The sequence below is a fragment of the Aeromonas hydrophila subsp. hydrophila ATCC 7966 genome (genome assembly GCF_000014805.1).
GTDB lineage: Bacteria > Pseudomonadota > Gammaproteobacteria > Enterobacterales > Aeromonadaceae > Aeromonas > Aeromonas hydrophila.
Window position 1 is genome coordinate 4,372,501 of the sequence record NC_008570.1, and the last position, 24,538, is coordinate 4,397,038.

General features: G+C 60.2%; 20 protein-coding genes (1 of these 20 cut by a window edge). 10 read left to right on the forward strand and 10 right to left on the reverse strand.

The window, feature by feature from the left end:
* Positions 1 to 614: the 3' portion of an NnrS family protein gene (locus tag AHA_RS19935; protein ID WP_011707628.1), read on the forward strand. 583 nt of this gene lie to the left of the window's left edge; 614 of the gene's 1,197 nt are visible here — the last part of the coding sequence; its start codon lies beyond the left edge, outside the window; it ends in the stop codon at positions 612 to 614.
* An 8-nt stretch (positions 615 to 622) separates the two neighbouring features.
* On the opposite strand, the gene AHA_RS19940 is transcribed toward AHA_RS19935, so the two are convergent.
* Complete coding sequence (locus tag AHA_RS19940) at positions 623 to 1,192, reverse strand: helix-turn-helix domain-containing protein (protein WP_164927755.1); 570 nt, start codon at positions 1,190 to 1,192, stop codon at positions 623 to 625.
* A gap of 121 nt (positions 1,193 to 1,313) precedes the next feature.
* Between AHA_RS19940 and AHA_RS19945 the strand changes: the two genes are divergently transcribed.
* Both AHA_RS19945 and AHA_RS19950 read left to right on the forward strand, forming a co-directional pair.
* The gene (locus AHA_RS19945) at positions 1,314 to 2,465 is read left to right on the forward strand and encodes a benzoate/H(+) symporter BenE family transporter (RefSeq protein ID WP_011707630.1); all 1,152 of its coding nucleotides are present in this window, start codon (positions 1,314 to 1,316) and stop codon (positions 2,463 to 2,465) included.
* Positions 2,466 to 2,615: 150 nt separating this feature from the next.
* Positions 2,616 to 3,680, forward strand: a complete 1,065-nt coding sequence (locus tag AHA_RS19950; RefSeq protein WP_011707631.1) for a DUF3103 family protein — start codon at positions 2,616 to 2,618, stop codon at positions 3,678 to 3,680.
* A gap of 62 nt (positions 3,681 to 3,742) precedes the next feature.
* Here the strand turns inward: AHA_RS19950 and metF are convergent, their stop codons facing one another.
* The gene (gene metF, locus AHA_RS19955) at positions 3,743 to 4,639 is read right to left on the reverse strand and encodes a methylenetetrahydrofolate reductase (protein ID WP_005306036.1); all 897 of its coding nucleotides are present in this window, start codon (positions 4,637 to 4,639) and stop codon (positions 3,743 to 3,745) included.
* A gap of 328 nt (positions 4,640 to 4,967) precedes the next feature.
* Here metF and AHA_RS19960 point away from each other — a divergent pair, with 328 nt between their 5' ends.
* Positions 4,968 to 5,759 carry a GNAT family N-acetyltransferase gene (locus AHA_RS19960; RefSeq protein WP_011707632.1) on the forward strand — a complete coding sequence of 264 codons (792 nt, stop codon included), beginning with the start codon at positions 4,968 to 4,970 and terminating at the stop codon, positions 5,757 to 5,759.
* 63 nt (positions 5,760 to 5,822) lie between these two features.
* Here AHA_RS19960 and AHA_RS19965 read toward each other — a convergent pair whose 3' ends face one another.
* The 6 genes from AHA_RS19965 to AHA_RS19990 form a co-directional block, all read right to left on the reverse strand.
* Complete coding sequence (locus AHA_RS19965; RefSeq protein ID WP_011707633.1) at positions 5,823 to 7,307, reverse strand: ABC transporter substrate-binding protein; 1,485 nt, start codon at positions 7,305 to 7,307, stop codon at positions 5,823 to 5,825.
* An 8-nt stretch (positions 7,308 to 7,315) separates the two neighbouring features.
* Positions 7,316 to 9,295, reverse strand: a complete 1,980-nt coding sequence (locus tag AHA_RS19970) for a methyl-accepting chemotaxis protein (RefSeq protein ID WP_011707634.1) — start codon at positions 9,293 to 9,295, stop codon at positions 7,316 to 7,318.
* 219 nt (positions 9,296 to 9,514) lie between these two features.
* Positions 9,515 to 10,126: an OmpW family outer membrane protein gene (locus AHA_RS19975; RefSeq protein WP_011707635.1), complete on the reverse strand. Its 612-nt coding sequence runs from the start codon at positions 10,124 to 10,126 to the stop codon at positions 9,515 to 9,517.
* A 446-nt stretch (positions 10,127 to 10,572) separates the two neighbouring features.
* Positions 10,573 to 12,258 (reverse strand): diguanylate cyclase, encoded by a 1,686-nt coding sequence (locus AHA_RS19980; protein WP_164927756.1) that lies wholly within the window; start codon positions 12,256 to 12,258, stop codon positions 10,573 to 10,575.
* 140 nt (positions 12,259 to 12,398) lie between these two features.
* A complete protein-coding gene (gene uvrA, locus AHA_RS19985) occupies positions 12,399 to 15,227 on the reverse strand; it encodes an excinuclease ABC subunit UvrA (RefSeq protein WP_011707637.1) in 2,829 nt (942 codons plus the stop codon).
* Between the two features lie 94 nt (positions 15,228 to 15,321).
* The gene (locus AHA_RS19990; protein WP_011707638.1) at positions 15,322 to 15,981 is read right to left on the reverse strand and encodes a LuxR C-terminal-related transcriptional regulator; all 660 of its coding nucleotides are present in this window, start codon (positions 15,979 to 15,981) and stop codon (positions 15,322 to 15,324) included.
* Positions 15,982 to 16,505: 524 nt separating this feature from the next.
* Between AHA_RS19990 and AHA_RS19995 the strand changes: the two genes are divergently transcribed.
* On the forward strand, positions 16,506 to 17,084 hold the full coding sequence (locus AHA_RS19995; protein ID WP_011707639.1) for a single-stranded DNA-binding protein: 579 nt from the start codon (positions 16,506 to 16,508) through the stop codon (positions 17,082 to 17,084).
* A 167-nt stretch (positions 17,085 to 17,251) separates the two neighbouring features.
* Positions 17,252 to 18,010: a substrate-binding periplasmic protein gene (locus AHA_RS20000; protein ID WP_011707640.1), complete on the forward strand. Its 759-nt coding sequence runs from the start codon at positions 17,252 to 17,254 to the stop codon at positions 18,008 to 18,010.
* An 80-nt stretch (positions 18,011 to 18,090) separates the two neighbouring features.
* Here AHA_RS20000 and AHA_RS21985 read toward each other — a convergent pair whose 3' ends face one another.
* Positions 18,091 to 18,213 carry a hypothetical protein gene (locus AHA_RS21985; RefSeq protein ID WP_011707641.1) on the reverse strand — a complete coding sequence of 41 codons (123 nt, stop codon included), beginning with the start codon at positions 18,211 to 18,213 and terminating at the stop codon, positions 18,091 to 18,093.
* Between the two features lie 453 nt (positions 18,214 to 18,666).
* Here AHA_RS21985 and AHA_RS20005 point away from each other — a divergent pair, with 453 nt between their 5' ends.
* The 4 genes from AHA_RS20005 to AHA_RS20020 all read left to right on the forward strand — a co-directional run bounded on the left by AHA_RS20005 (position 18,667) and on the right by AHA_RS20020 (position 22,946).
* Complete coding sequence (locus AHA_RS20005; RefSeq protein WP_011707642.1) at positions 18,667 to 19,545, forward strand: cation diffusion facilitator family transporter; 879 nt, start codon at positions 18,667 to 18,669, stop codon at positions 19,543 to 19,545.
* 149 nt (positions 19,546 to 19,694) lie between these two features.
* Positions 19,695 to 19,979, forward strand: a complete 285-nt coding sequence (locus AHA_RS20010) for a DUF3811 domain-containing protein (protein WP_164927813.1) — start codon at positions 19,695 to 19,697, stop codon at positions 19,977 to 19,979.
* 399 nt (positions 19,980 to 20,378) lie between these two features.
* A complete protein-coding gene (gene cspE, locus AHA_RS20015; RefSeq protein WP_011707644.1) occupies positions 20,379 to 20,591 on the forward strand; it encodes a transcription antiterminator/RNA stability regulator CspE in 213 nt (70 codons plus the stop codon).
* 408 nt (positions 20,592 to 20,999) lie between these two features.
* Positions 21,000 to 22,946: a ligand-gated channel protein gene (locus tag AHA_RS20020; protein WP_011707645.1), complete on the forward strand. Its 1,947-nt coding sequence runs from the start codon at positions 21,000 to 21,002 to the stop codon at positions 22,944 to 22,946.
* Between the two features lie 34 nt (positions 22,947 to 22,980).
* Here AHA_RS20020 and AHA_RS20025 read toward each other — a convergent pair whose 3' ends face one another.
* Entirely contained in the window at positions 22,981 to 24,468 is a 1,488-nt protein-coding gene (locus tag AHA_RS20025) for a transporter substrate-binding domain-containing diguanylate cyclase (RefSeq protein ID WP_011707646.1), read from the reverse strand.
* Positions 24,469 to 24,538 lie beyond the last annotated feature (70 nt).

Consider the following 24,538-nt stretch of genomic DNA (forward strand, 5'->3'; position numbering starts at 1 on the left):
TCCCCTTCTTTACCGCCAGAGCCACCGGGATGGAAAAAGCTGTCCCTATTCTCTGGCTGGAGCGGGCTGCCCTTGCCACACTGTGGCTCACCCTGGTGAGCTGGCTACTGCTGCCCACCCCATGGGTCACCAGCCTCTACCTGCTTCCTCTATATATAGTGGCGGCTGTTTTGCACTTGTGGCGCCAATTGCGTTGGCGGCTGCCTTCCACTCTTGGCCAACCCCTCTTGTGGTCGCTGCACCTCGCCTACCTGTTTATTCCTCTCGGCCTGCTCGCCCTTGGTGCTCTGGCGGCTGGCCTGCCCATCAGCTTGTCGCTGGCCAGCCACCTGCTCAGTGCCGGCTGCATGGGGACCATGATCCTGGGGATGATAGCCCGGGTCTCTCTTGGTCATAGCGGCCGGGCCTTGCAGGTGGGGCGCAGGATCCAGTGCGCTTTCGCGCTGGTGATCATGGCGGCCCTGATCCGGGTTCTGATCCCGCTGCTTTGGCCGGCCTATACCCTACACGGCTGGAACCTGAGCGGCCTGGCCTGGAGCCTGGCGTATGGTCTGTTTGTCTGGGTCTATGCTCCCATATTGACCAGCCCCCGGGCTGATGGACGTCCAGGCTGACCCAGGGGTCAAGATCTGCTGACCGGATAGTGGATTAGATTGTGGAAGATGGCAGGAGCCACTCCCAGATTGCGATAGCCATGGGGGCGGTCGGCCGCGAAACGTACCGCCTCCCCCTGCGTCAATGAGCGCCACTCCCCTTCCACCAGCACTTCCATCAGGCCGCTGATGACGATGACATGCTCGGTCACCCCGGGTTCATGGGGTTCTGATTCTCGCTGATAGCCGGGCAACAGAGTCAGCTCAAACAGTTCGAATCCAAAGCGCCCCTCATAAGGGAAGAGAGGGGCGACCTGCATGCCCTCTCCCGCCGGCTGCTGGCGAATCGCATCTGCGGTGCGATAGAGCACTTCCCCCTGCTCTGCCGGAGTCGGCTCGATGAAGCTGGAGAAAGAAACTCGAAAGCCGGTGGCAATCTTCCACAGGGTGGCCACCGTCGGGCTCGACTCCCCCCGTTCAATCTGGCCCAGCATGGCCTTGCTCACTCCCGTCTCCCGCGCCGCTACATCCAGGCTCCAGCCCAGCTCGCTGCGCAAGCCCTTCAGACGTTGGGCCAGATGCTGATTCATCTCTTGCATGACTGCCTCTTTGTTGTGCTTGCTTGAATCGCCTTGTGCGCTATAACGCACAACGATATAGTCTGAAGCAATATTGTACGTAATAACGCACAAACCGTCACAACCCCACAAGGACGTCACCATGCCCTTTGCCCTTCCTCATCTGGTCGCCGGCTTCATCGCCGTGATGGTCGGCTATACCAGTTCGGTCATCCTGATCATTCAGGCAGCCACGGCAGCGGGGGCCGATGCAGCCCAGCTTGCGTCCTGGCTATGGACGCTGGGCATTGGCATGGGTATCAGCTGCATCGGCCTCTCCCTCTATTATCGCATCCCTGTCTTGACCGCCTGGTCGACCCCGGGTGCCGCCCTGCTCATCACCAGCCTGGGTCACTTCACCCTGGCCGAGGCCATCGGCGCCTTCGTTATCTCTTCTCTGCTGATCACCCTGTGCGGCATCAGCGGCTGGTTCGATCGGCTGATGCGTCATATCCCAGCCCAGCTGGCGGCGGCCATGCTGGCCGGGGTATTGCTCAAGTTCGGGCTGGATCTGTTCAAGGTCGCCCCGGCAGATCCCTTGCTGCTCGGCAGCCTGCTGCTGGCGTTCCTGCTCGGCCGTCATCTCTGGCCACGCTATACCATGGTGCTGGTACTGGCGACCGGCATTCTCATCTGCCTGCTGAGAGGCCAGCTGCAGCTTGACACCATCCACTGGCAACTGGCCGGCCCGGTCATGACCTGGCCAGAGTTTTCCCTTGGTGCCCTGTTCGGCATTGCCTTGCCACTGTTCATCGTCACCATGACCTCCCAGAACATGCCGGGCATTACCATTTTGCGGGCCCACGGCTATCAGCCCGCCACCTCATCCCTCATCACCTGGACCGGCCTCACCGGTCTGCTGCTGGCGCCCTTCGGCGGCTATGCCTTCAACCTGGCGGCCATCACTGCGGCCATCTGCATGGGGAAAGAGGTGGATCCGGACGCCAACCGGCGCTGGCCCGCGGCAGTGTGGGCCGGCGGCTTCTACCTGCTGACTGGCTGTTTCGGGGCCACGGTGGCGGCGCTGTTCACGGCCTTCCCGGCGGCACTGGTGACCTGTGTCGCCGGGCTGGCGCTGCTCGGCACCATCGGCAGCAGCCTGCACACCGCATTGCAGCACGACGATGCCCGTGAGGCCGCCCTGCTGACCTTCATCATCACCGCCTCCGGCATCAGCCTGCTCGGCATCGGTGCCGCCTGCTGGGGACTGCTCGTCGGCATCATCCTCTATCAAGTCAACCAGCGGAGAAACTGACCTGACCATCTGGGGAGCCCCCCGTGAGACACCGCACATAATTCAGAAAAATTGGTTCACAGCTGAAACTAATTGCCATTAAGTGGTGTCGAGGCACTTCTTCTTCCCCGATGCGTGCCTCATGTCAGACTCATAAACTGGAGAATAATAATGAGGAATCAGGCTGTCATTTTGTTACTGGCACTGCTGGGCGCCACCACCGCCCACGCTGCCGACACCGATCGGGAACTGGCCCGCCAGCTCGCGCTGCAGCAGAAAAACCTGCTGCCGCTCCTGAGCAATCAGGAGTACCAGAGCCCGCTGCCCAACTTGTTGCAAAAGGCCAGTCCGCGCCTGAAACGCCAGGCTCGGGATGCCAACCAGGCAGCCATCAGCCGGCAAGGGCTGGACGGCGAGGTCAAGGAGCTGATGCAGCTGCGACTGGCCAACCCGGAACAGGCCGCCGCGCTGCAGCAGGGTGTCGAGCCGCTGGTCGCCTATGTACCGAGCGGCGATGAGAAGAGCTGGAGCGCCATCGAAGCCTTCGACAGCGCCGGCAACCCCGTCTATCTGGATGTGGACAAGGCACCGGCCCGTCCGGTCCTGGTCGTGGAAGCTGATCCCGTCAAGGCCAAGAACGCCGGCCTCAAGGTGATCCGCAAGGCGCTGGCTGCCGCCGATATGCAGGTGGCTCCCCGTGCGGCTGCCAGCACGGCACCACTCAAGACCAGCATCCTGAAGAAAATTCGGTTGAAGGATGATCAGGAGCCCTGGCTGTTGGGTGCGGCCGAGGTGTATGCGGTGGTCGCAGGGGTCAATCCCAGCCGGGATGAGCCCGTGGTCGATATCGTCGACATGCCCTATCTCGACTATGACAACACCGACTACACCCCCAACCAGATCCTGGTTTACTGGGATCGCTATCGCTGGGGTGCCGTCGACATCGTCATGATGGAGCAGGACGACAACGTCAACTACAAGGAGTTGAGCGGCCTGTTCATCGATGCCCTCAAGCTGGCCTTCACGGCTGGCGGCGTGCCCGAGGCACTGCCCTTCCTCGATCTCGGCGGTCGCATCGTCAAGGCGCTGCCCGACTCCTGGATGACCAACAACGATGACTATCTGGATACCTTCTACACCCTGGAGCAGGACCAGAGCTATCACCAGTATCCCGGCGCCGCCGGCAATGCGGTGATCGATCTCGAACCCAAAGAGATCGCCCCTACCAGACCCTGATTGGTCGCCATAACAAAAAAGCCAATGAGCGACTCATTGGCTTTTTTTGTGCCCGCGATCCGTTACGGCTGGCCTTTCGGCCTCACCCCCAGGGTGTGGCAGATGGCGTAGGTCAGCTCGGAGCGGTTCAGGGTATAGAAGTGGAAATCCTTCACCCCTTCCTGACTCAGCACCCGTACCTGATCGATGGCGATGCTGGCCCCCACCATGTTGCGGGTCATCTGATCGTCATCCAGCCCTTCGAAACGCTGATGCATCCAGCGCGGGATCTTCACGTTGGTGAAGCCGGCAAACTTGGCCAGGGTCTGGTAGTTGGAAACCGGCAGGATCCCCGGCACGATTTCGGCATCGATGCCTATGGCGGCGCAGCGATCCCGAAAGCGCAGGTAGGTCTCGACGTCAAAGAAGAACTGGGTAATGGCGCGGTTGGCACCGGCATCGATCTTGCGCTTGAGGTTGAGCAGATCCGACTGCGCACTGCGTGCTTCCGGGTGCCCTTCCGGGTAGGCGGCCACCGAAATATCGAAGTCCGCTTCGGCCTTGAGCAGGGCCACCAGATCGGTTGCATACATCTCCGGCTTCTCCAGCCCCTGGGGCAAGTCACCGCGCAGCGCCACGATATGGCGGATACCGCTGTTCCAGTAATCGCGGGCAATGGTGCGCAGCTCATCGCGGCTGGCGTCGATACAGGTCAGGTGCGGGGCGGCGATCAGACCGGTCCGCTCCTTGATGTCCTTGATCACCTTGTGCGTGCGATCCCGGGTGCCCGAGTTGGCGCCATAGGTCACCGACACAAACTTGGGTTCCAGCACTTTCAGGCGCTCGATGGATTGCCACAGGGTATTTTCCATCCCTTCGCTGTTGGGCGGAAAAAACTCGAAACTGACCGATATGTCGCCACTCAAATCTGCCAGACTCTGGTTGAGTGCCTCAACCTGACGTGCGCTGTGAAATCCCATCTGCTCTCTCCCTGCCCTGCAATCCATTTCTCTACGTCAAAACGGATGTTTGGACGTCTAAACGTCTTTCTATCTTTATGAGAAAATGGCACAAAGTCAACACTGTTTTACAGCAAGAGGAAGGCCGCCGATTTTTATTTGGCAATAAAGCCAAAGTAACGATTGGCACCCCATCCCAAAATCCGGCGAGTCGCGTTATGATGAACGCAGATCGTCCTGGACGTTCTGAATCTGCGTGTGATTGTTTGGCCGGAGGTTTCTCCGGCCCCTTTTCAACCTCTTCCCCTTCCTGCCGATAACCAATTGAACCATTCGCAGGAGCATCATCATGGACACCCACCCCGGCTTTGCCACCGACTTGCTGTTCGATCGCTATCAAGGCAACGTGGTCGACCATGAGCAGTTCTGGGCCGTGCGCACCCCCGATGCTCCTGATTACTACTTCGGCAACTATCTGCTGCTTCCCTTTCCCCCCAGCGATCACGACAAGGGCTGGCTCGAGGCCAGTTTCGACAAGCTGATCGGGCAGGATCCCCGGGTCAGACACCGCACCTTCCAGTGGCCTCTCGCGGCCGGCCAGAACAGCCGGGTCGCCGGCTTCGTGGCGGCGGGATACCAGTACATGGAGTGCGTGGTGCTGGCACTGGAGGCCACCGACTGGCAACCGCCAGCCGCGACGGTGGCTGCGCGCCCCTTTACCCCGGCCGACTGGGACGAGTGGCTGGCCTTTGAACTGGAAGAGCGGGATCCCGGTCACTCGGAACAGAGCTACCTGCCCTATCTGCAGTCACGCCGCCAGTTGTACGAGGCGATGATCGGGGACGGGCTGGGTCAGTGGTGGGGGATCTGGCAGCAGGAGCAGCTGGTCGCCAGTTGCGGCCTCTTCTTCACCGATACTCTGGGCCGCTTCCAGCTGGTGCGCACAAGGCAGGCATGGCGCAATCAGGGGTTGTGCCGCCAGCTGCTGAGCCAGGTTGCCAGACACGGGCTGACGCGGGTCGACCGGCTCATCATAGTGGCCGACGAGCACTATCACGCCCAGCGCGTCTATCGCTCGCTCGGGTTCGCCCCGGTGGCCCGCATCGGCAGCCTCTGCCGCTGGCCCCACCCGGTGCAGTAACGTCGCTGGCTGACAGCAAAGAAAACGGGAGGCTGATGCCTCCCGTTGTTTATCTACCGGCAGCTATTGCTGCGGTGTTTCCAGCTCGTTGGAGAGCGCTTGCTCCACCTCGGCCGACGGAGCCGGCAACGGCGCGGCCGCCGCAGATGCCGCTGCGGCAGGCGTTGCTGACGGCGCCGGGGTGGCTGGTGTCTCTGTCACCGCCGGCGTCGCGGTGGATGCAGCGGCAGGAGGCTCGGTGGTCGCAGCGGCGGCCGAGACTGCGGGCGCGGCGGCCGGGACGTCACACTGGCAATCGGCTCCCTTCACCTTGTTGCCCTGATGAGGCGGATACCAGCCCTTCAGGCCCTGCTCCAGCCGATCGGCTGCCGCCTTGGGCTCCATCTTGCCGAGCAGAACAGCCTGACTCACTTCGGCCAGCTCGTCCCCCAGCTTGGGCGTACCACGGGAGAGGATCTGGGTGGCCACCCGGATGGTGGAGTCGCACTGATCCCGCCACTCCATCATCTCCTTCGCCGCCGGGTTGGTGACCTCGAAGAAGTGGTTGGAGAGGGAGAAGAAGCCGGGCAGCGAGTTGGTATAGAGCTCGGCAAACTGGGGCGTGGTCAGCCACTGCAAGAAGGCCATGGCCGCCTCCTTGTTCTTGCTGGCCGGGTTCATCCCCATCCCGATGTCGGTGTGATCGGTAAAGAAGCAGCCATCGCCCTGTTTTGCCACGGGCGGGCGCATCACGCCAAAGTCCACCTTGCCGGTGAAGGGGGCGATCTCCCAGGAACCCGCCACGTAGAAGGCGGCCTTGCCCGAGGTGAACAGTTCGTTGGTCGCGGCATAGTCGCGGCTCTCGCCCCCTTCGCCGAGGTAGGGACGCCAGCGCGCCAGCTCCTCGAACACCTTGACGTAGGGTGGGTTGTCAAAACGCTCCTGCCCCCCGATCAACGCCAGTCGACCATCCTCCCCCTTCCAGTAGTTGGGGCCTATGTTCTGAAAACCGAGCTCGGAGGATACCCAGCTTTCCGAGCCGCTCATGGCGAGCGGCACATAGCGGCCATCGGCCTTCACCTTGTCCAGCGCAGCAAAGAAGGCATCCCGGGTTTGCGGCACGCTCAGCCCCAGCTCACTGAAAATCTTCTTGTTGTAGAAGAAGCCATGAATCACCGAGGCCATGGGCACGCAGAAGGTCTGGGCGCCGGAGTCGGTCTGCCAGGGTGACTGGGCAAAACTTGGGAAGTTCTCCATCCCCGACATCTCGGTCAACTCCGCCAGGTGGCCCGCCTTGAACAGGGCTAGGGAGTCATCGAACGGCCGGCAGGTGATGAGATCCCCCGCCTTGTCCTCTTTCAGACTGGCCCACAGGGTCGGCATGTAGTCGACGTTCTGCACCCCATTGAACTTCACCTGGATGCCCGGGTGGGAGGCCTCGAAGGCAGGAATGATCTTCTGCTCCCACAAGGCCTTGTCATCAATCCGCCAGCTCTCGATCACCAGCTCGCTGGCCATCAGCTGACCACACAACAGGAGACTCAGGGCCCCGATCCACTTGTTAGACATAAGCCCTCCTAAACCTTGAAATGTGCGATCAATTGCTGCTGCTTGGCGACCAGCTCCGCCAGCACTTCACTGCTGCCGGCCGACTCCCGCGCTTCCCGTTCGGTCTCGTAGGCTACCTCGGCGATGCCGGAGATATGGCGGGCCACCCCCTGGCTGACCGAGATCTGCTCCTGGGCGGCGTGCGCCACCTGATCCGCCATCGCCTTGATGGCGCTCATCCGGTCGGCGATGGATTGCAGGGCCGCATCCATCTCCCGGGTCTGCTCGACACAGTTGTGGGTCTGCTCCTGACTGCGCCCCATCACCTCCACCACCAACTTGCTCGAGCTCTGCAGGTTCTCGATCATCGCCTGGATCTCTTCGGTCGAGGTCTGGGTCCGGTTGGCCAGTGCCCGTACCTCGTCTGCCACCACGGCGAAGCCACGACCGGCATCGCCGGCCCGTGCCGCCTCGATGGCGGCGTTCAGCGCCAGCAGGTTGGTCTGCTCGGCGATGCTGCGGATCACGTCGAGGATGCTGCCGATGTTGTTGCTGAACTCACCCAGCTTGTAGGTGATGCCAACGGCTTCTTCCATGGCGCCTGCCAGTTGTTCCGTGATACGACGGGTGGTCGCCACCTTCTGGCGACCGCTGCGGGCTTCATCATCGGCCAGATCCACTTCCCGTTTGGTGCCATCGGTGGAACGGGCCACCTCGGTGGCACTCACCTCCAGCTCGGTGATGGCGGCAGCCACCTGATCAGTCTGGCTCTTCTGATCCTGTACCCGGGACACGGCCCTTTCGCTTATCTCGGCGGCGCGGCTCGCCTCCTCCACCAGATGGCGGGAGCCGGCATTGATCTGGGAGAGCAGCTCGCCGGTTTTGCCGGCCAGGGTATCGATGGAGCGGGAGAGTGCGCCGAATTCGCAGCTGCTGCGATAGTTGATGCGGCGGGTCATGTCCCCGGCCGCCATGTAGTCCAGCTCCTTGTTGATCATCTGCAGCGGACGCTGAATGCTGCGCGCCGTGGTATAGCCGATGATGAGGGCGGCAGCAGCCGAGATGGCGGCCACCACCAGGATCCAGAAACTGGCGCTGCTGACCGCATCATCCGCCGTGGTGCGGCTCTGGCTGGCAATCGAGCCGGCCGACTGTCCCATCTCGTCGAGCAGGCCCAGGCTGTTGATCAGGCTGGCATCGAGCTGCTGATTGAGGGTCTGCAGCGAGGCGGCCAGCTGCTGGGCATTGCGCATGGTCGCCAGCAGCCCCTGCTGGCCGAGTGCCAGCTCCTGCATCCGGTCGAGGTTGGAGACGAAGCGCTGCTTCACGTCATCCGGTACCAGCACCCGATCGAGCCGTTTGCGGGCCATCTCGATGTCCTTGCTCAGCACCTTCTCCAGCTCGTTGAGATCGGTCTTGGCATCGGCCCGGCGAATGTTCTTCAGATCGCGCGCGATGCCCGAGGTGATGAGTTCAGCCTTGTTGCGCATGGAGCGTTTGCTGGCGGTCTGCTGCAGCAGCAGATCGGCAGCCCACTGGTAGGTGTCTTCCAGCCGGATGAAGGCAATCTCCAGCTTGTGGCGCTGATCCTGGGCATTGACCCATTGGCTGTGCTGGGAGAGCACCTGTTCAGCCAGGCCGTAGAACTGCTTGGTGGCGGTATCGACCTGCTGAAAACGAGAGCCGGCCTCAGCCACCCCGCTAAACCTGTCCATCTCCTGACTCAGCTGACTGAAACGCGCCTGCTGCTCCTTGAACTGGCTGGCCAGTTGCGGCAGCTGGCTTGCATCCTCGTTGGTCCGGTAGACCAGCACCCAGCGGTTGCTGTCCTGCAGGGCGCCTTTCAGGCCGGCCACCGCAATCACCAACGGGGTTGCCCGGTCGGAGACCTGTGACAAGCCGTCGTTGATGCCCCTGATCTTCAGGGTGCTGATCACACCCAGCAGGATCAACAGCAGCAGCATCAACACAAATCCGGCGATGATCCGCTGCACAATAGATAAACCCATGGAGACATCCTCACTCGTGGGGGAAAGGTAACGTGAACATAGACACTATCGGCACAAGGGGCGAATTATAGAGGGGAGACCGAGGGTATTTTATTGATCTATATGGGGTGGGATCACAGTTGACGGGGGACGCTTTGCGCGTAAAAGGGCCCGGACTGTGCCGGGCCAAAGAGACATGCTAGCTGTAACGGCCCGTGGGGGGGCCAACCCTGTGTCCTATCAGAAGCGATAGCCGACACCAAACATGAAGGCCATGGGATCGATGGAGGTGTTGATGGTACCCACGGCGGTGTGCACGTCGGTATCGATATCCATGATCCAGGCAGAGGCGTTGACGAACCAGCGATCATTGATCGCCATGTCCAGACCGACCTGACCGGCCATGCCCCAGGAGGAGTCCACGCTCACGTCGGTGCCATCCAGCGCGCCGCGGCCCTGCTCATCGAAGAAGGTGGTGTAGTTGATACCGGCACCGATATAGGGTCGTACCTTGCTGTTGGCATCACCGAAGTAGTACTGCGCCATCAGGGTTGGCGGCAGGTGCTTGACCTTGGCCACTTCACCCAGACCGGCGGTGGATACCGAGTGGGAGAAGGGTGTGGCAGCCAGCAGCTCGACACCCCAGTTGTCAGTGATCAGATAAGAGAGCGTCAGACCCAGCTGCATATTGCTGTCGATTTCCAGCTCGCCGGTACCCAGCACGTTGTCACTGCTCGTTTGCGGAGAAACAAAGGCCAGGCCGCCGCGCACCAGAATATCACCAGCCTGGTGGGCCATGGCGACGGGAGAAGCGAGCGCGGCCGCGATCATCAGAGGAAGGATCTTTTTCATCACGTTTTCCTTTTAGTTTTCGTTTTATATGTTGCAAGCCTGAAAACTATAAAGGGATGTGAATGCGGAGTTATTGATTTAGCTCAAACGTTACCAAGAAATAGATAGATGTGTACAGCAGCTTAAGGCTCCCGAGATATGGCTGATAATTGGCATAATAAACAATAAAAACATACTGATACGTCAATTCAAAATCAAACCAGCCACATTAAAGAATAATTTAAATGCACCTTATCGAAGCTTTAAACGGCTAAAAATGGTTGTTTCACTCGCTCAACCAGAGTATTTTTGCGAGCCATGTAGCCGGGCTGTAAGAAATTCTTTATGAAACCACAAACCAGAAGGGACAAAATAGTAGCCATACTGGCAGCCATCTGGGGTATTGGATCCTTCCTGTTTATTTTATTGGGATTCGTTCTCGGCATGGCGCTATTAATTCTGACCCACTAGGCCGACTGGCTGGTGTGAGACGCCTGACACCGCAGCCACTCCCCCGCTACAATCTGCTCCGGGTTCAAATCCCACTGCGCCTGCCCCAGTTCCCCGCTATATCCGCGCCAGCGATTCCTGCCCTCCTGCTTGGCCCGGTACAGCGCCATGTCCGCCAGTTTGAAGCTCAGATTCCAGAACGAATCCTCCAGCTCCCGATGCAGGGGGTAATCGCAGAACCCCAGTGAAGCCGTCATCCAGAGCGGCAGCTCTTCGCGCCCGAAGCGGCAGTCGGCAATCTTGCGGCGCAGACGCTCGACCCGCTCGGCAACCCGTGTCGGCTCATCGCCAACCAGCAGCAGCAAAAACTCCTCGCCACCGAGCCTGATCAGCGGCTCCTCCTCAGCGAGGGCCCCCCGCAGCAACTCCGCCAGCTGGCATAACAGCAGATCGCCGATGTCGTGGCCGAAGCGATCGTTGACCTGCTTGAAGTGATCCAGATCCAGGATCAGCAACACCCTGCCTGCCGCCAGCGCATCGCGATTGAGCAACCATTCATCGAGGTAGCGCCGGTTGAAGGCGTGGGTCAGCGGATCCGTATAGGCGGCCGTCTCCATCCGGGATGAATAGGCCTGCAAGGCGCTATGGTGCAAACTGATCCTGGCCGCCATCTCCCGGAACTTACGACTGAGCAGCGCCATCTCCTGACTGCTGTCGATGATCGGCAACACGCTCACATCCTGCTTTTCGGCAAACTTGTGCAGCGCCCCCACCAGCTCGCCAATCGGCCCCAGCACGATGGCGCGCAAGCGGGCCAGCGCCATCAGAATACAGGCGAAGCTTATCAGCAGCATGCCGATGAAGGTCCAGATCGCCCCCTCCATCGCCCCCCGCAACACGTCACGCTCCTCTTCCACAATCAGGGTCAAGACGGGAGTACCGTCGTTGTCGAGCAGCAGCCCCTCCCCTCTGACACGCTGCAACCCCAGATCCACCAGCCGGTAGCTCATGTATGGCTTGAACGGCTTGAAAGAGCCCAGATGCTCGCCAGATCTGGGCTGGGCAATGGTCAAGGCGAGCGCGGTCCGCGCCGCCAGATCGTCCAGATAGCGTTCATCCAGCCAACGGGTCGCCAGCAGATAGCCATTGGGTTTGGCATCGCCGAGGGTATTGGTCACCGGCTGCAGCGAGAAGATGAGCGGCCCCCATAATGAGCCTCTCACCCCGCTCAGACTGTGGATCCCCCCCTGCCGTGATTCACGCAGCAGTTGCAGCTTGAGGTCATCCAGAAAGAAGGGGAGCAGGGTGGTGTCCGTATCAGGCGCCTCCGGCAGCAGGGTGCGAGTCCAGATTTCAGAGCCCTGCAAATCCATATAACTCAGCACGTTGAGCTCAAAGTCCCGCATCGGGGTGTCGACCAGCAGATTGGAGTGGATATAGCCCTGATTGGGCCTGGCCAGGAAGTGGTAGCTCTCGTCCCAGATCCCCCAATCCCGGGTGAAAGCATTGATGGCATTGATGTCGCCCTGCACTGCCCTGACCACCCGTTGCAGATGATCCTGCATCCGCCGCTCCTCGACCCGCTGCGCCGCCGGCACCTGGGCCAGCGCGATCACGATGAGCAGCATCAGGATGGCGCCAGCCCAGACGGGGAACATGGAGTAGGCCAGCAAATGATCGATGGAGCGGGACGGTTGAGCCATGGGCGCCAATATCCTTTGAATGGCAATGCGAAACGGGAAGGGTCTTGCCCCAAGTATGGAGTATCGGCCCGTCTGGAGGTCACTGAATTACCACAATAAAAACAAGGGGCCCAGGGCCCCTTGTCACATTATTGAACGGATTATCGTGCCAGCAGCGGCGCCAGGAAGCGGGCCGTATGGGAATCCTCGCAACGGCTCATCTGCTCCGGCGTCCCCGTCACCAGGATGCGGCCACCGCCGGCGCCCCCCTCCGGCCCCAGATCGACGATCCAGTCGGCGGTTTTGATGACGTCCAGGTTGTGCTCGATGATGACGATGGTGTTGCCACGATCCCGCAACTGGTGCAGCACCTTGAGCAACTGCTGGATATCGTGGAAGTGCAGCCCGGTGGTCGGCTCATCCAGAATGTAGAGGGTCTGACCGGTATCCCGCTTGGAGAGCTCGCGCGCCAGCTTGACCCGCTGCGCCTCACCGCCAGACAAGGTAGTGGCCGACTGGCCGAGGCGGATATAGGAGAGACCCACGTCCATCAGGGTCTGCAGCTTGCGCGCCACCGCCGGCACCGGATCGAAGAACTCGCGGGCATCTTCCACCGTCATCTCGAGGATTTCGTGGATGTTCTTGCCCTTGTACTTCACCTCCAGGGTCTCGCGGTTGTAGCGCTTGCCCTTGCAGACGTCGCACGGCACGTAGACATCCGGCAGGAAGTGCATCTCCACCTTGATGACCCCATCCCCCTGACAGGCCTCACAGCGCCCCCCCTTCACGTTGAAAGAGAAGCGACCCGGCTGGTAGCCACGGGAACGCGCCTCCTGGGTGCCGGAGAGCAGTTCGCGGATCGGGGTGAACAGGCCGGTGTAGGTAGCCGGGTTGGAGCGCGGAGTACGGCCGATAGGGCTCTGATCGATATCCACCACCTTGTCCAGATGCTCCAGCCCCTCGACGCTGCGATAGGGCGCCGGGGTGGATTCGGTGGCCTTGTTGAGCTCGCGGTGGGCGATGCGGAACAGGGTATCGTTGATCAGGGTCGACTTGCCGGAGCCGGAGACGCCGGTCACGCAGGTCATCACCCCGATCGGCAGATCCAGGTTGACGTTGCGCAGGTTGTTGCCGCTCGCCCCCTTGAGTTTCAGCCACTTGCCGGTGAGCGGAGTACGCTCGGCGGGAATAGCGATCTGCTTGCGCCCGGAGAGGTAGTCACCGGTCAGTGACTCCGGATTATTGATGATCTCTTCCGGCGTACCCTGGGCGACGATGGCACCGCCGTGCACCCCGGCCCCCGGGCCGATGTCGAGCACATGGTCGGCGAGGCGGATGGCGTCCTCGTCGTGCTCCACCACGATCACCGTGTTACCGAGATCGCGCAGATGGGTGAGGGTCTTGAGCAACCGCTCGTTGTCGCGCTGGTGCAGGCCGATGGAGGGCTCGTCCAGCACATACATCACCCCCACCAGACCGGCACCGATCTGGCTGGCCAGCCGGATCCGCTGGGCCTCGCCACCGGAAAGGGTCTCGGCGCTGCGCGACAGGCTCAGATAGTTGAGGCCCACGTTCACCAGGAAACCGAGTCGCTCGACGATCTCTTTCAAGATCTTCTCGGCAATCTGGGCGCGCTGGCCGGTGAGGTTCAACCCTTCGAAGAAAGCCAGCGCATCGCCGATAGACTGCTCGGCGATGGCCGGCAGGTTGCGGTTGTCGACGAAGACGTGACGCGCCTCTTCCCGCAGCCGGCTGCCACCGCAGCTGGTACAGGATTTGTTGGCGATGTATTTGGAGAGCTCTTCGCGCACCGAGTTGGATTCGGTCTCCCGGTAGCGCCGCTCCATGTTGTGCAAGATCCCCTCGAACGGGTGCTTGCGCACCACCACGTCGCCGCGATCGTTCATGTAGCGGAACTCGATCTCGGTGCGACCGGAGCCGCGCAGGATCACCTCCTGGGTCTTCAGTGGCAGATCCTCCCACGGCGTCTCCAGATCGAACTTGTAGTGCTCGGAGAGGGACTTGAGCATCTGGAAGTAGTAGAAGCTGCGTTTATCCCAGCCACGGATGGCGCCATTGGCCAGACTGATAGCCGGATCGCCGATCACCTTGGCCGGATCGAAATATTGCTGCACCCCGAGGCCGTCACAAGTCGGGCAGGCACCGGCCGGGTTGTTGAAAGAGAAAATGCGCGGCTCCAGCTCCGACATGGAGTAGCCGCACTCCGGGCAGGCGAAGTTGGCGGAGAAAGTCATGGGGGCAACCCCCTCTTCACCGTCCATCGGTACCACCAGTACGATGCCGCCGGAGAGGGTCAGCGCCGTCTCGAACGACTCGGCCAGACGCAGGGCCAGGTCATCGCGCACCTTGAAGCGGTCCACCACCACCTCGATGGTGTGCTTCTTGTGCAGCTCCAGTGCGGGCGGGTCGGAGAGATCGCACACCTCGCCGTCGATGCGGGCACGGATGTAGCCCTGGGCCGCCAGATTCTCCAGCAGCTTGGTGTGCTCCCCCTTGCGATCGCGCACCACCGGGGCCAGCAGCATCAGCTTGCTCCCCTCCGGCTGGGCCAGCACCTGATCCACCATCTGGCTGATAGTCTGGGCGGCGAGCGGAATGGCGTGGGTCGGGCAGCGCGGCTCACCGACCCGGGCGAACAACAGACGCAGGTAGTCGTAGATTTCGGTGATGGTGCCGACGGTCGAGCGCGGGTTGTGGGAAGTGGACTTCTGCTCGATGGAAATGGCGGGCGAGAGCCCCTCGATATGGTCGACGTCCGGCTTCTCCATCAGGGAGAGAAACTGGCGGGCATAGGCGGAGAGCGACTCCACATAACGGCGCTGCCCCTCGGCATAGAGGGTATCGAACGCCAGAGAGGACTTGCCCGAACCGGAGAGGCCGGTGACCACGATCAGCTTGTCGCGGGGCAGGGTCAGATTGATGTTCTTGAGGTTGTGGGTGCGAGCACCCCGGACCACGATCTTTTCCATCTTGTTGCACGCTCGATACGGAAACCTGAGCGAGTCAGTATGGCATAGAGACTACTGGATGAATAGACAGGTTTTATCCATCATCCCATCGATATCAGAGATACTCCTTGGCCCAGCTCACCGCCTGCAGGCGGTTCTTCACGTTCAATTTCTTGAAGACATTGTAGAGGTGGGACTTGATGGTGTGCTCGCTCACGAACAGGCTGTCGGCGATCTCGGTATTGGAGGCACCCGTCATCAGGTAGCGGATGATCTCCTGCTCGCGCACGGTCAGCAGCGTTTGATTGCGCAGGTGGTGTTCCCCGCCCTTGCGGTAGTAGTTGACCAGATCGCACAGCAGATGACGCGGGATCCAGTACTCCCCCTCCAGCACCTTGCGAATGCCGAGCACCAGCCGATCCAGTGGATCCTGACAGAAGAAGAGCCCGCTGGTATGGGGCCACATCAGCAGCAGCTCCCGATCCGTACTGGTGGGGGCATTGAGCAGCACGGTATTGGCTTCCCCGAAGCGGCTGGAGATCTCCCGTGGCCACCCCGTTTGCTGGCTCGACTTGAGGTAATCCAGATCCACCAGAAACAACGGATGCGGCTCGAGTTCATCCGCTTGAGGCAGGGCTTCCAGTGCGCTCACCAGCAGGATGGGCAGAGCCAGCTGTTCGGCCAGGTAGCTCTGAAAGCTGGTCGCCTGCGCATTGTCTTCGGTTACCAATACGATGGGATATGGGGTGATCATGAAGCGCTGGTCCTTGAACATTCCGGCCATGGTGTTTTTCGGCAGCAGAGAGTACCAAGCCCCCCGCAGGCTGCAGCATTAAAAAAGTATTAGACGCCGATGCGCCTCCTTTGAAACTCACCAATTTTCCAAGCAATACAAATAACTAGCCGAGCCCCCCCATTTGGGTGAAATACTGGCCCCTGGCCGGACAGGGGCTGTCACACCGGCCTCCGCCCCCCCCTTCTCGTCTCGACCGTTCGATGATATGACTCCCCGTTGCTGTTCACTTGCTGGCCAAGGTCGGCCTCGTGTAAGTTAATCCTTCGTTCGGCGGACACGGAATGGAGCGTCAGGAAGATGTGCGCTCTTTCTCCCCAACTGTTACTATTGCGGGCAAAATCTGAAAACGGGGAGGCGGCCAACTGGCGCGCTGAACCGGACACAGTCATCACATGAGTGGCGGGGCCGCCCAGCAGCATCGCCTATCTCACAGAAAACAAACGATATGTTGAATTGGCCCGGGCATATGGCCCGGCCGGTATATAAAGGGTGGAAGAGAGATTATGGCCAGTCGAGGCATCAATAAAGTCATTCTGATCGGTAACCTGGGGCAAGACCCGGAAGTGCGCTACATGCCGAGCGGCGGTGCCGTGACCAATATCACCCTGGCCACCTCCGACACCTGGCGCGACAAGCAGACCGGTGAGCAGAAAGAGCGTACCGAGTGGCACCGCGTTGTCTTCATGGGCAAGCTGGCCGAAGTGGCTGGCGAGTACCTGAAGAAAGGTTCCCAAGTCTATGTTGAAGGCAAGCTGCAGACCCGCAAGTGGCAGGATCAAAGCGGCCAGGAGCGTTACACCACCGAAGTGCTGGTCGATGGCTTCAGCGGCGTGATGCAGATGCTGGGTGGCCGTCCGCAAGGCGGCGCCGGCCAGGGCATGGGTGGCCAGTCTCAGGGTAACTGGGGTCAGCAGCAGGGCATGCAGTCCCAACAGCCGATGAACCAGGCGCGTCCTGCCCAGGCTCCGCAGCAGAACATGCAGCAACAGGGCGGCTATGCTCGTCCGGCCCAGCAGCCGCAGTCTGCACCGCCGGTGTACAATGAGCCGCCGATGGACTTCGACGACGACATTCCGTTCTAAGCAACGTCAGATCCCGGAGGCCCTGTTCATGCAGGGCCTTTTTTTGCCTGTTATTGACGCAGACGTGGCGCGCAATCCAGCCTCCTGGCCGGTCTTGCCAGCCATACGTCCCCATATCATTCGCCTTGGGATTATGATCGGGGCAATCCAGTTGCCAGAGAGAACGCATGGGGTCTTGGTATCGAATCTTGTTGTGCGTGGCGGCTTGCGCCACCCTGTTGCTGCCATCCTTGCTGCTGGCCGGCGAGCCATTGCGAGTGGGGGTCAGCTTCGCCATCCCGCCCTATGTGATCGAGGAAGAGGGTCGCGGGATCGAGCTCGACCTGATGAGAGAGGCCTTTCGGGACAGCGGCTATGAGCCTCAATTCGAATACCTGCCGCTGGAGCGCACCTTCCGCATGCTGGAGTCCGGCAAGCTCGATGCCATCATCAACGTCAAACCCGGCATGTTGCACGACGTCTTCCTGTCGCAGCCGGTGATCGCCTTCCACAATCGGGTGTTCACCCTCAATAAAACCCACATCAGCACTCTGGACGACATGAAGACGCTGAGGGTGAGTGCCTTCCAGCGGGCCCGTCAGGTGCTGGGAGGTGCCTTTGCCAGCATGGCTGACCAGAATCCCCGTTACGAAGAGGTCGCCAAACAGCAGGGGCAGGTGCACAGGTTGATGCTGGGACGGGTGGATGCGGTGATCCTGGAGCAGCGGGTTTTCTATTACTATCTGGCACAACTGGCCAACAGCAAATATGGTGCCGAGCTCTATGCTCCCGGTCGGGTTCGGCAATACGATCTGTTTGCGCCGACTCACTACCATTTTGCCTTTCGCCAGGCGGCGCAGCAGCGCTGGTTCGATCGCCGGCTCGATGCCATGCGGGCCGATGGCCGTTATCAGCGCATATTTGCCCGCTACGGGGCCACGCCCTGAGCCTCCTGAAAACATAAAAGCCAGCCCGAAAAGGCTGGCTTTTTGTTACTGGCTCCAAAGGAACTACAGCATGGGGAGCGTTACTTCATCGCGCCGCCATTTTTCAGATCTGCTTTCTGACGTTTGGCTTCGCGCTTCTCTTTCAGTGACATCTGCGGTTTTTTCTTGGCATCTTTGCCGTTGTGATGTTCTTTGTTACTCATCATCAAACTCCAAAAATGTTACCCAGACAGTTGGAACCCAGGTTCCAGCATGCCATCCGAATCGTAGACTACAGTACGCTTTCAGTGACGATCCTGCGATCGCACTCAGTCCAGCATACCCCTAATCTTGCGCAAGAATCCACCCTCATCCCATCACCCAGTGGCAGCAGGTGTTCACCCGCTTCCGCTGACCCGATCCGGCTGGGGAATGAACGGCCGGAGAAGCGATTTATTCCTTATAAAATAACGCCAAACAGATTTATTTTATGGGGGTGTGAAATAAACCACTGAATGCCAAAATGAATTCTCTTTAAATAATGAGAGATAATTTAGATAAGCATTCTCACTATCGCCAGAAACAAAAAGTTACAACCCAAAGCAGCGCCTCCCTGGACAAGCTGATATTATCCAGCCCTATTTGTGAAAATATTCCAGCGAGAATAAGGACGTCCCATGACCAGAAAAACCAGAGCGGCCTTGGTCTCAGTTTGCTCCAATATCACCTTGATTATCATGAAGATATTTGCCGGCATACTGAGCGGATCCGTCAGTATTATTTCCGAGGCCATTCACTCGGCCATGGACCTGGTGGCGGCATTGATCGCGCTGGTGGCCGTACGTAAATCGGATATTCCCCCCGACCAACGCCACCCCTACGGTCATGACAAAATTGAAAACGTCTCCGGCGTGATCGAAGCGCTGCTGATCCTGCTGGCAGCCGGCTGGATAATATTCGAGGCCGTCGGCAAATTGATCACGCCAACCCAGATCGAGGGGGTGGGGCTCGGTGTGCTGGTCATGCTGTTCTCGGCACTGGTCAACAGCGGCGTCTCCGCCTACCTCTACCGGGTGGCCAAGGAGGAAGAGTCCGTGGCCCTGGCCGCCGATGCACTGCACCTGAAGGCGGACGTACTGACCTCGCTCGGGGTCGCCGTCGGCCTGCTCGGTATCTGGATTGCCGCCAGACTGGGCTACAACCTCTATCTGCTTGACCCCATTGTTGCCATCTGTGTCGCCCTGTTCATCCTCAAGGAGGCGATCGCCATGCTGAAGCAGGCCTTCCAACCCCTGCTGGACCACAGCATGAACGAGGAAGAGCTGGCCATCACCACCCAAGTGATCGAGGAGTGCTGCCCGGAGCATGGCGGCTTTCACGATCTGCGCAGCCGGCAGGCCGGACGCCGTCGTCACATCGACTTCCACCTGACCTTGCCAAAAGAGATGAGCATCGAGCACTCCCACGCCATCTGCGATCGGATAGAGCAGGGTATCATGCGACACCTCCCCCACGCCGTCGTGCTGATCCATGTTGAACCGAGCGGGCATGGTTAACGGCGCTGAGCCGTGCGAGGGGAATGCGACGGGCTATTCCCTTCGACAACGGCCATCCGGTGGAGCGGTATTCGAAAACGGTGTCGATTGTGCAATAAACGGCCGGCAGGTGTGGTAGGGTGGACTATTCCCGCCATCAGGAGCACGCCGTGAAAAAGTTGGAAATGAAGGACCTCACCGATGCCGAAAAGGCCGAGATCACCCTGCTGCTCCAAAAAGCACAGGCCAATACAGATCATCAACTGAGCAATGCCGAGCGCAACCGCATCCGCGAGGAAGGCAGACTCAAGATAGTCGCAGACCGTGCTGCCGCCGCCAAAGTGGCCGCCAAACTGGCACGGGAAAAGGCCAAGGAACGTGCCAACAAGCAGGTGTTGCCAGAGACATTCAGCTGGGTGGACTCCGTCAGCAACAAGTTTCGCAGCAAACGCTGACGGCCAATCCTCCCGCTCAAGCGCCACCTACCTCAACCAGCCAACTCACACCATGGCGGAGAACAGCCCTCTACCATGGTGCGTCCAGCGACCTGCAACGGCGCAGGATCCTGCGCTGCAGACACCCACACCAGGAGTGGCTGCGTTGATATCCGACCACTCGCAGCGAGATAAAATTTGCTTTAAGAAAATGGGCATGTTTTAATCTTTTGCGATGGTTCGGTAGTTCAGACCTGGTTATGTTAGGCAGTCATTTTAGTAAAGCAGCGATTAGTATAAGAATTATCCATGATTCTTCTTATCAAATAATTCTCCTTCTTTAGTGCTCCCCATACGTATTGCTGACGAAAAATCATAGATTGCCATTTGGCACTTTAAACACTATTTAAGGAAATTATCATGTCCAACAAAATGACTGGTACCGTCAAGTTCTTCAACGCCGAGAAAGGTTTTGGCTTCATCTCCCCGACCGACGGCAGCAAAGACGTGTTCGTTCACTTCTCCGCCATCCAGACCCCGGGCTTCAAGACCCTGGACGAAGGTCAGCGCGTTGAGTTCACCATCGAGCAAGGCCAGAAAGGCCCGGCTGCTGCTAACGTAGTAGCTCTGTAATTCAAGCCGGGGATCCGGTCCGCCTGCTCATGCCGGTTGGTACCATCCGCTGCAAGAATTGAAAAAACCCGCTTCGGCGGGTTTTTTGTTGTCTGCCATTTGCCATTCCCCCTCTGCCGACCCTCTCAGCCTTCTCACTGTCTCGCCCCCGCTTCCCGTCACCGCGCCACACATGCTCCTCATCCCGTATCTGCTGGTGAGAGGATAACCGCACAATATTAATGAGATTAATTATCATTTACACATCATCCAGTGATCACTACAATGCCTGCCGACCGACTTGGTGATTATCCAATTGAACCTTTTCTGGTCCTGGTTTCACGCGGGATGCGATGAGACCGCCCCATCGATTCACCCAAAGGATGAATGCATCTTCTTACTAAAAGAGTTCAGGCCAACATGATAACAATGCACCGCAACAAGCTGACCACGCTCATTCTCGCCGCCCTCGCATCACACGCCTATGCCGCCGAGCAGGAGGTCATGGTCGTGACCGCCTCCGGCTTCCAGCAGAAGATCGAGGATACCGCCGCCTCCATCTCGGTGGTGACCCGCGAGCAATTGGAGAAACGCGCCTATCGCGACGTGACCGACGCCCTGAAGGATGTGCCCGGGGTGGTGATCACCGGCGGTGGCAGCAGCAGCGATATCAGCATTCGTGGCATGGGCTCCAAGTACACGCTGATGCTGGTCGACGGTAAACGGGTCGACAGCCGTGGCACCCGTCCCAACAGCGACGGCCCCGGCATCGAGCAGGGCTGGCTGCCGCCGCTGCAGGCGATCGAGCGGATCGAAGTGGTGCGTGGCCCCATGTCCTCCCGCTACGGCTCTGACGCCATGGGCGGCGTCATCAACGTCATCACCCGCAAAACCGCCAGCATGACCGCCTGGCAGGGCTCGCTGCATGCCGATTCGACCTTCCAGGAGAACAAGGAATCCGGCGACATCTTCCAGACCAACGCCTATACCGCCGGCGCCCTGGTGGATGGACTGCTGGGGATGCGGGTGAACGGCCAGCTCTCCCACCGTGGCGAGGATCAGTTCCAGAACGGTTTCGCCGAGCAGGAGATGCGCAGCGGTACGGCCGTCTTCAGCCTGACCCCGGACGAGCACAACCGCTTCGATTTCGAGGCCAGTCGCGGCCTGCAGGATCGCAACCGCACGCCGGGTGAATCTCTCTCGGCCAAGTCAAAACCCAGCCTGAGTACCTACGAGCGCACCAACTTCGCCATCACCCACGACGGCCGCTATGACTTCGGCTCCTCCACCAGCTACCTGCAGCGGGAAGAGAACACCAACCCCGGCCGTCAGATGAAACTCATCAACACCATCGCCGATACCCACACCCAGTTTGAACTGGGGGCTCACTATCTGAGCGTGGGTGGCCAGTACCGCTACGAGGATCTGCAGGATCAGGGCAACCAGCTCAATGTGGCCAACCGCGCCAATCAGCTGACCCGCTGGAGCTGGGCCATGTTCGTGGAAGATGAGTGGTCGCTGACCGACACCTTCGCCCTGACTGGCGGCGTGCGGATGGATCAGGACCAGAACTACGGCACCCACTGGAGCCCACGTCTGTACGGGGTCTGGCACCTGGCCGACACCTGGACGCTGAAAGGGGGTGTCTCCACCGGCTATCGTTCACCGGATCTGCGCATGTCGGCCGCCAACTGGGGCCAGGCCACCGGCGGTGGCACTCAGGACGGCATGCTGGTCGGCAGCCCGGAGCTGAAACCGGAAACCAGCGTGAGCCAGGAGATCGCCCTGCTGTGGGATAGTCAACAAGGCTTGAACACAGGGCTGACCCTGTTCAATACCGACTTCGAGGACAAGATCTCCGAGATCCGCCGCTGCGAAAGCAAGAGCAACCCCTCCTGCACCCTGAACGGTCACACCTATGACTTCATCAGCGACCGCATCAACGTCGACAAGGCGAACATGCGCGGGGTGGAAGGCACGGCCAACTGGACCATCAATGACGCCTGGTCGCTGGCCTCCAGCTACACCTTCACCCAGTCCGAGCAGAAGAGTGGGGCGATGGAAGGCAAGCCGCTGAACCAGATGCCGCGCCACATGTTCAACACCACGGTCGACTGGCAGACCACCGAAACCGTCAGCCTCTGGTCACGGGTCAACTTCCGCAGCAAGACCTCCGATTACCTGAGCCGGGTCAAGATGGCCGAGGGCACCCCCTCCTACACCTTCTTCGACACCGGTCTGGTCTACAAGGCCAACGAGCACCTGGATGTCACCGCCGGCGTCTACAACCTGTTCGACAAGACAGTGGATTACACCAGCTTCGGCACCGTGCTGGATGGTCGTCGCTACACCCTGGGCATGACCTACAACTTCTGATGACCCGCCGCCGCCCGACTTGGGCGGCGGCTTTTTATTTCCCCGCCTCGCCAGCCGCCTCTTTCACGTAGCTTGCCGCCTGCCAGGTGTTGCGCCCCTGCGATTTGGCGCCATACATCAGCTGATCCGCCTGCAACAACACCCGTCGGCCTTCCGCCCCGCCCCCTGCCGGCACCCACACCGCTCCCGTGCTGATGGAGATGCCGAGCGCTCCGGCGCTGGTTGGCAACTTGTGGCTATTGACCTCCCGCCCGATCCGGGCGGCCCACTGCTGCAGCGTCGCCATGTCCGCCACAAGCAGGCTGATGCAAAACTCCTCCCCGCCGATGCGGGCAAACAGGGCGCTGGCGGGCAGCACCCGCTGTACCTGCGCCACCATGGCCGACAACACCTCGTCCCCGACCCCGTGACCGAAGTGATCGTTGATCCCCTTGAAGCGATCGAGATCGAACAGCAGCAGGGCCGAGGCCTGACCGCTGGCCAGCCGCTGCTCCAACAGCGGCAAAAAGGCGCGCCGGTTGAGGATGCCGGTCATGGAGTCGGTGCCGGCAAGGCGCTCCAGTCTGGCGTTGGCCTGGATAAGCTCGGCGGTGCGGCTCGCCACCGCCCGCCGCAACTGGATGATGTAGGCCATCAGCACCAGGCCGCCGATGGCCAGCAGCCAAGGCCAGAGATGGACCGGGTAGACGGTCTCGATGTGCATCCACTTGCGGACGATCCGCTCCCGATCGGCCTCGCCAATGCGGGAGAAGCCCTGCTCCAGCTCCTGCTGCAACGCCTGGTTGCCCTTGGCGACGGCGAAGCGGATCTCGTCGCTGTAGAGGTGGCGCACCGGGATGAAGCGGGTAGGATCCGCCGAGGTGTAGATGTAGAAGTTGGCCACCTGCAGATCGGCGATGAAGGCATCCAGTTCCCCGCTGAAGGCCGCCCGCAGCATGGCGTCGTTGTCATCGAAGGTGCGCAGGCGCGTGGTGGGGAAGTGCTTGCGGGCGTAGTACTCCTCGTAGCCCCCCGTCACCACCCCCACGCTCTCGTGCAACAGGTAGTAGTTCACGTCCGAGCCACGCAGGGAGTTGGCGAAGAAGAGCTGGGAATCGACATGGGAGAGGGCCTGACCGTAGTCGTAGACCAGATTGCGCTCCGGCGACCAGAGCAGGCCGCCATGGACATCGGCCTGGCCGTTGCGAACCAGGTCCAGCGAGGCCTGCCAGTCCACCAGCTTGAACTGGATCGGGCGACCGGTGACCCTGCCATATTCGCGCCACAGATCGATCAGCAGGCCATCGGGTTCCCCCTCTTCATTGAGATAGGAGAAGGGCTGCCAGGCCTTGGAGTTGGTCACGATGAGCGGCTTGAGAGGCGTATTTGCCAACACGGGCCATGCCTGTGCCAAGAGCAACAACCACACCCCGCACCAGACTCGCCACCGAAAACCAGAATCGCCCGCCATCCCTGCACCAACCTTGCTGTTTGGCCGTCTGTGCGGCCATCGATTATCGCCACCTTCAGCATAGAAGAACAAGCATGACCGAGTATGAAATAGGCGTGATTTCAGTCAGATAAGTGCAAGATAAAAAACGGGGAGAAGGCTG

What these genes read in the sequence shown, in the direction of transcription:
- AHA_RS20005 (WP_011707642.1), top strand. Translation starts at nt 18,667, where the DNA reads ATGACCAGAAAAACCAGAGCGGCCTTGGTCTCAGTTTGCTCCAATATC.
- AHA_RS19990 (WP_011707638.1), bottom strand. Translation starts at nt 15,981, where the DNA reads ATGTTCAAGGACCAGCGCTTCATGATCACCCCATATCCCATCGTATTG.
- AHA_RS19960 (WP_011707632.1), top strand. Translation starts at nt 4,968, where the DNA reads ATGGACACCCACCCCGGCTTTGCCACCGACTTGCTGTTCGATCGCTAT.
- AHA_RS20000 (WP_011707640.1), top strand. Translation starts at nt 17,252, where the DNA reads ATGGGGTCTTGGTATCGAATCTTGTTGTGCGTGGCGGCTTGCGCCACC.
- AHA_RS20020 (WP_011707645.1), top strand. Translation starts at nt 21,000, where the DNA reads ATGCACCGCAACAAGCTGACCACGCTCATTCTCGCCGCCCTCGCATCA.
- AHA_RS19995 (WP_011707639.1), top strand. Translation starts at nt 16,506, where the DNA reads ATGGCCAGTCGAGGCATCAATAAAGTCATTCTGATCGGTAACCTGGGG.
- AHA_RS19970 (WP_011707634.1), bottom strand. Translation starts at nt 9,295, where the DNA reads ATGGGTTTATCTATTGTGCAGCGGATCATCGCCGGATTTGTGTTGATG.
- AHA_RS19975 (WP_011707635.1), bottom strand. Translation starts at nt 10,126, where the DNA reads ATGAAAAAGATCCTTCCTCTGATGATCGCGGCCGCGCTCGCTTCTCCC.
- AHA_RS19945 (WP_011707630.1), top strand. Translation starts at nt 1,314, where the DNA reads ATGCCCTTTGCCCTTCCTCATCTGGTCGCCGGCTTCATCGCCGTGATG.
- metF (WP_005306036.1), bottom strand. Translation starts at nt 4,639, where the DNA reads ATGGGATTTCACAGCGCACGTCAGGTTGAGGCACTCAACCAGAGTCTG.
- AHA_RS19980 (WP_164927756.1), bottom strand. Translation starts at nt 12,258, where the DNA reads ATGGCTCAACCGTCCCGCTCCATCGATCATTTGCTGGCCTACTCCATG.
- AHA_RS19950 (WP_011707631.1), top strand. Translation starts at nt 2,616, where the DNA reads ATGAGGAATCAGGCTGTCATTTTGTTACTGGCACTGCTGGGCGCCACC.
- AHA_RS19940 (WP_164927755.1), bottom strand. Translation starts at nt 1,192, where the DNA reads ATGCAAGAGATGAATCAGCATCTGGCCCAACGTCTGAAGGGCTTGCGC.
- AHA_RS21985 (WP_011707641.1), bottom strand. Translation starts at nt 18,213, where the DNA reads ATGAGTAACAAAGAACATCACAACGGCAAAGATGCCAAGAAAAAACCG.
- cspE (WP_011707644.1), top strand. Translation starts at nt 20,379, where the DNA reads ATGTCCAACAAAATGACTGGTACCGTCAAGTTCTTCAACGCCGAGAAA.
- uvrA (WP_011707637.1), bottom strand. Translation starts at nt 15,227, where the DNA reads ATGGAAAAGATCGTGGTCCGGGGTGCTCGCACCCACAACCTCAAGAAC.
- AHA_RS19965 (WP_011707633.1), bottom strand. Translation starts at nt 7,307, where the DNA reads ATGTCTAACAAGTGGATCGGGGCCCTGAGTCTCCTGTTGTGTGGTCAG.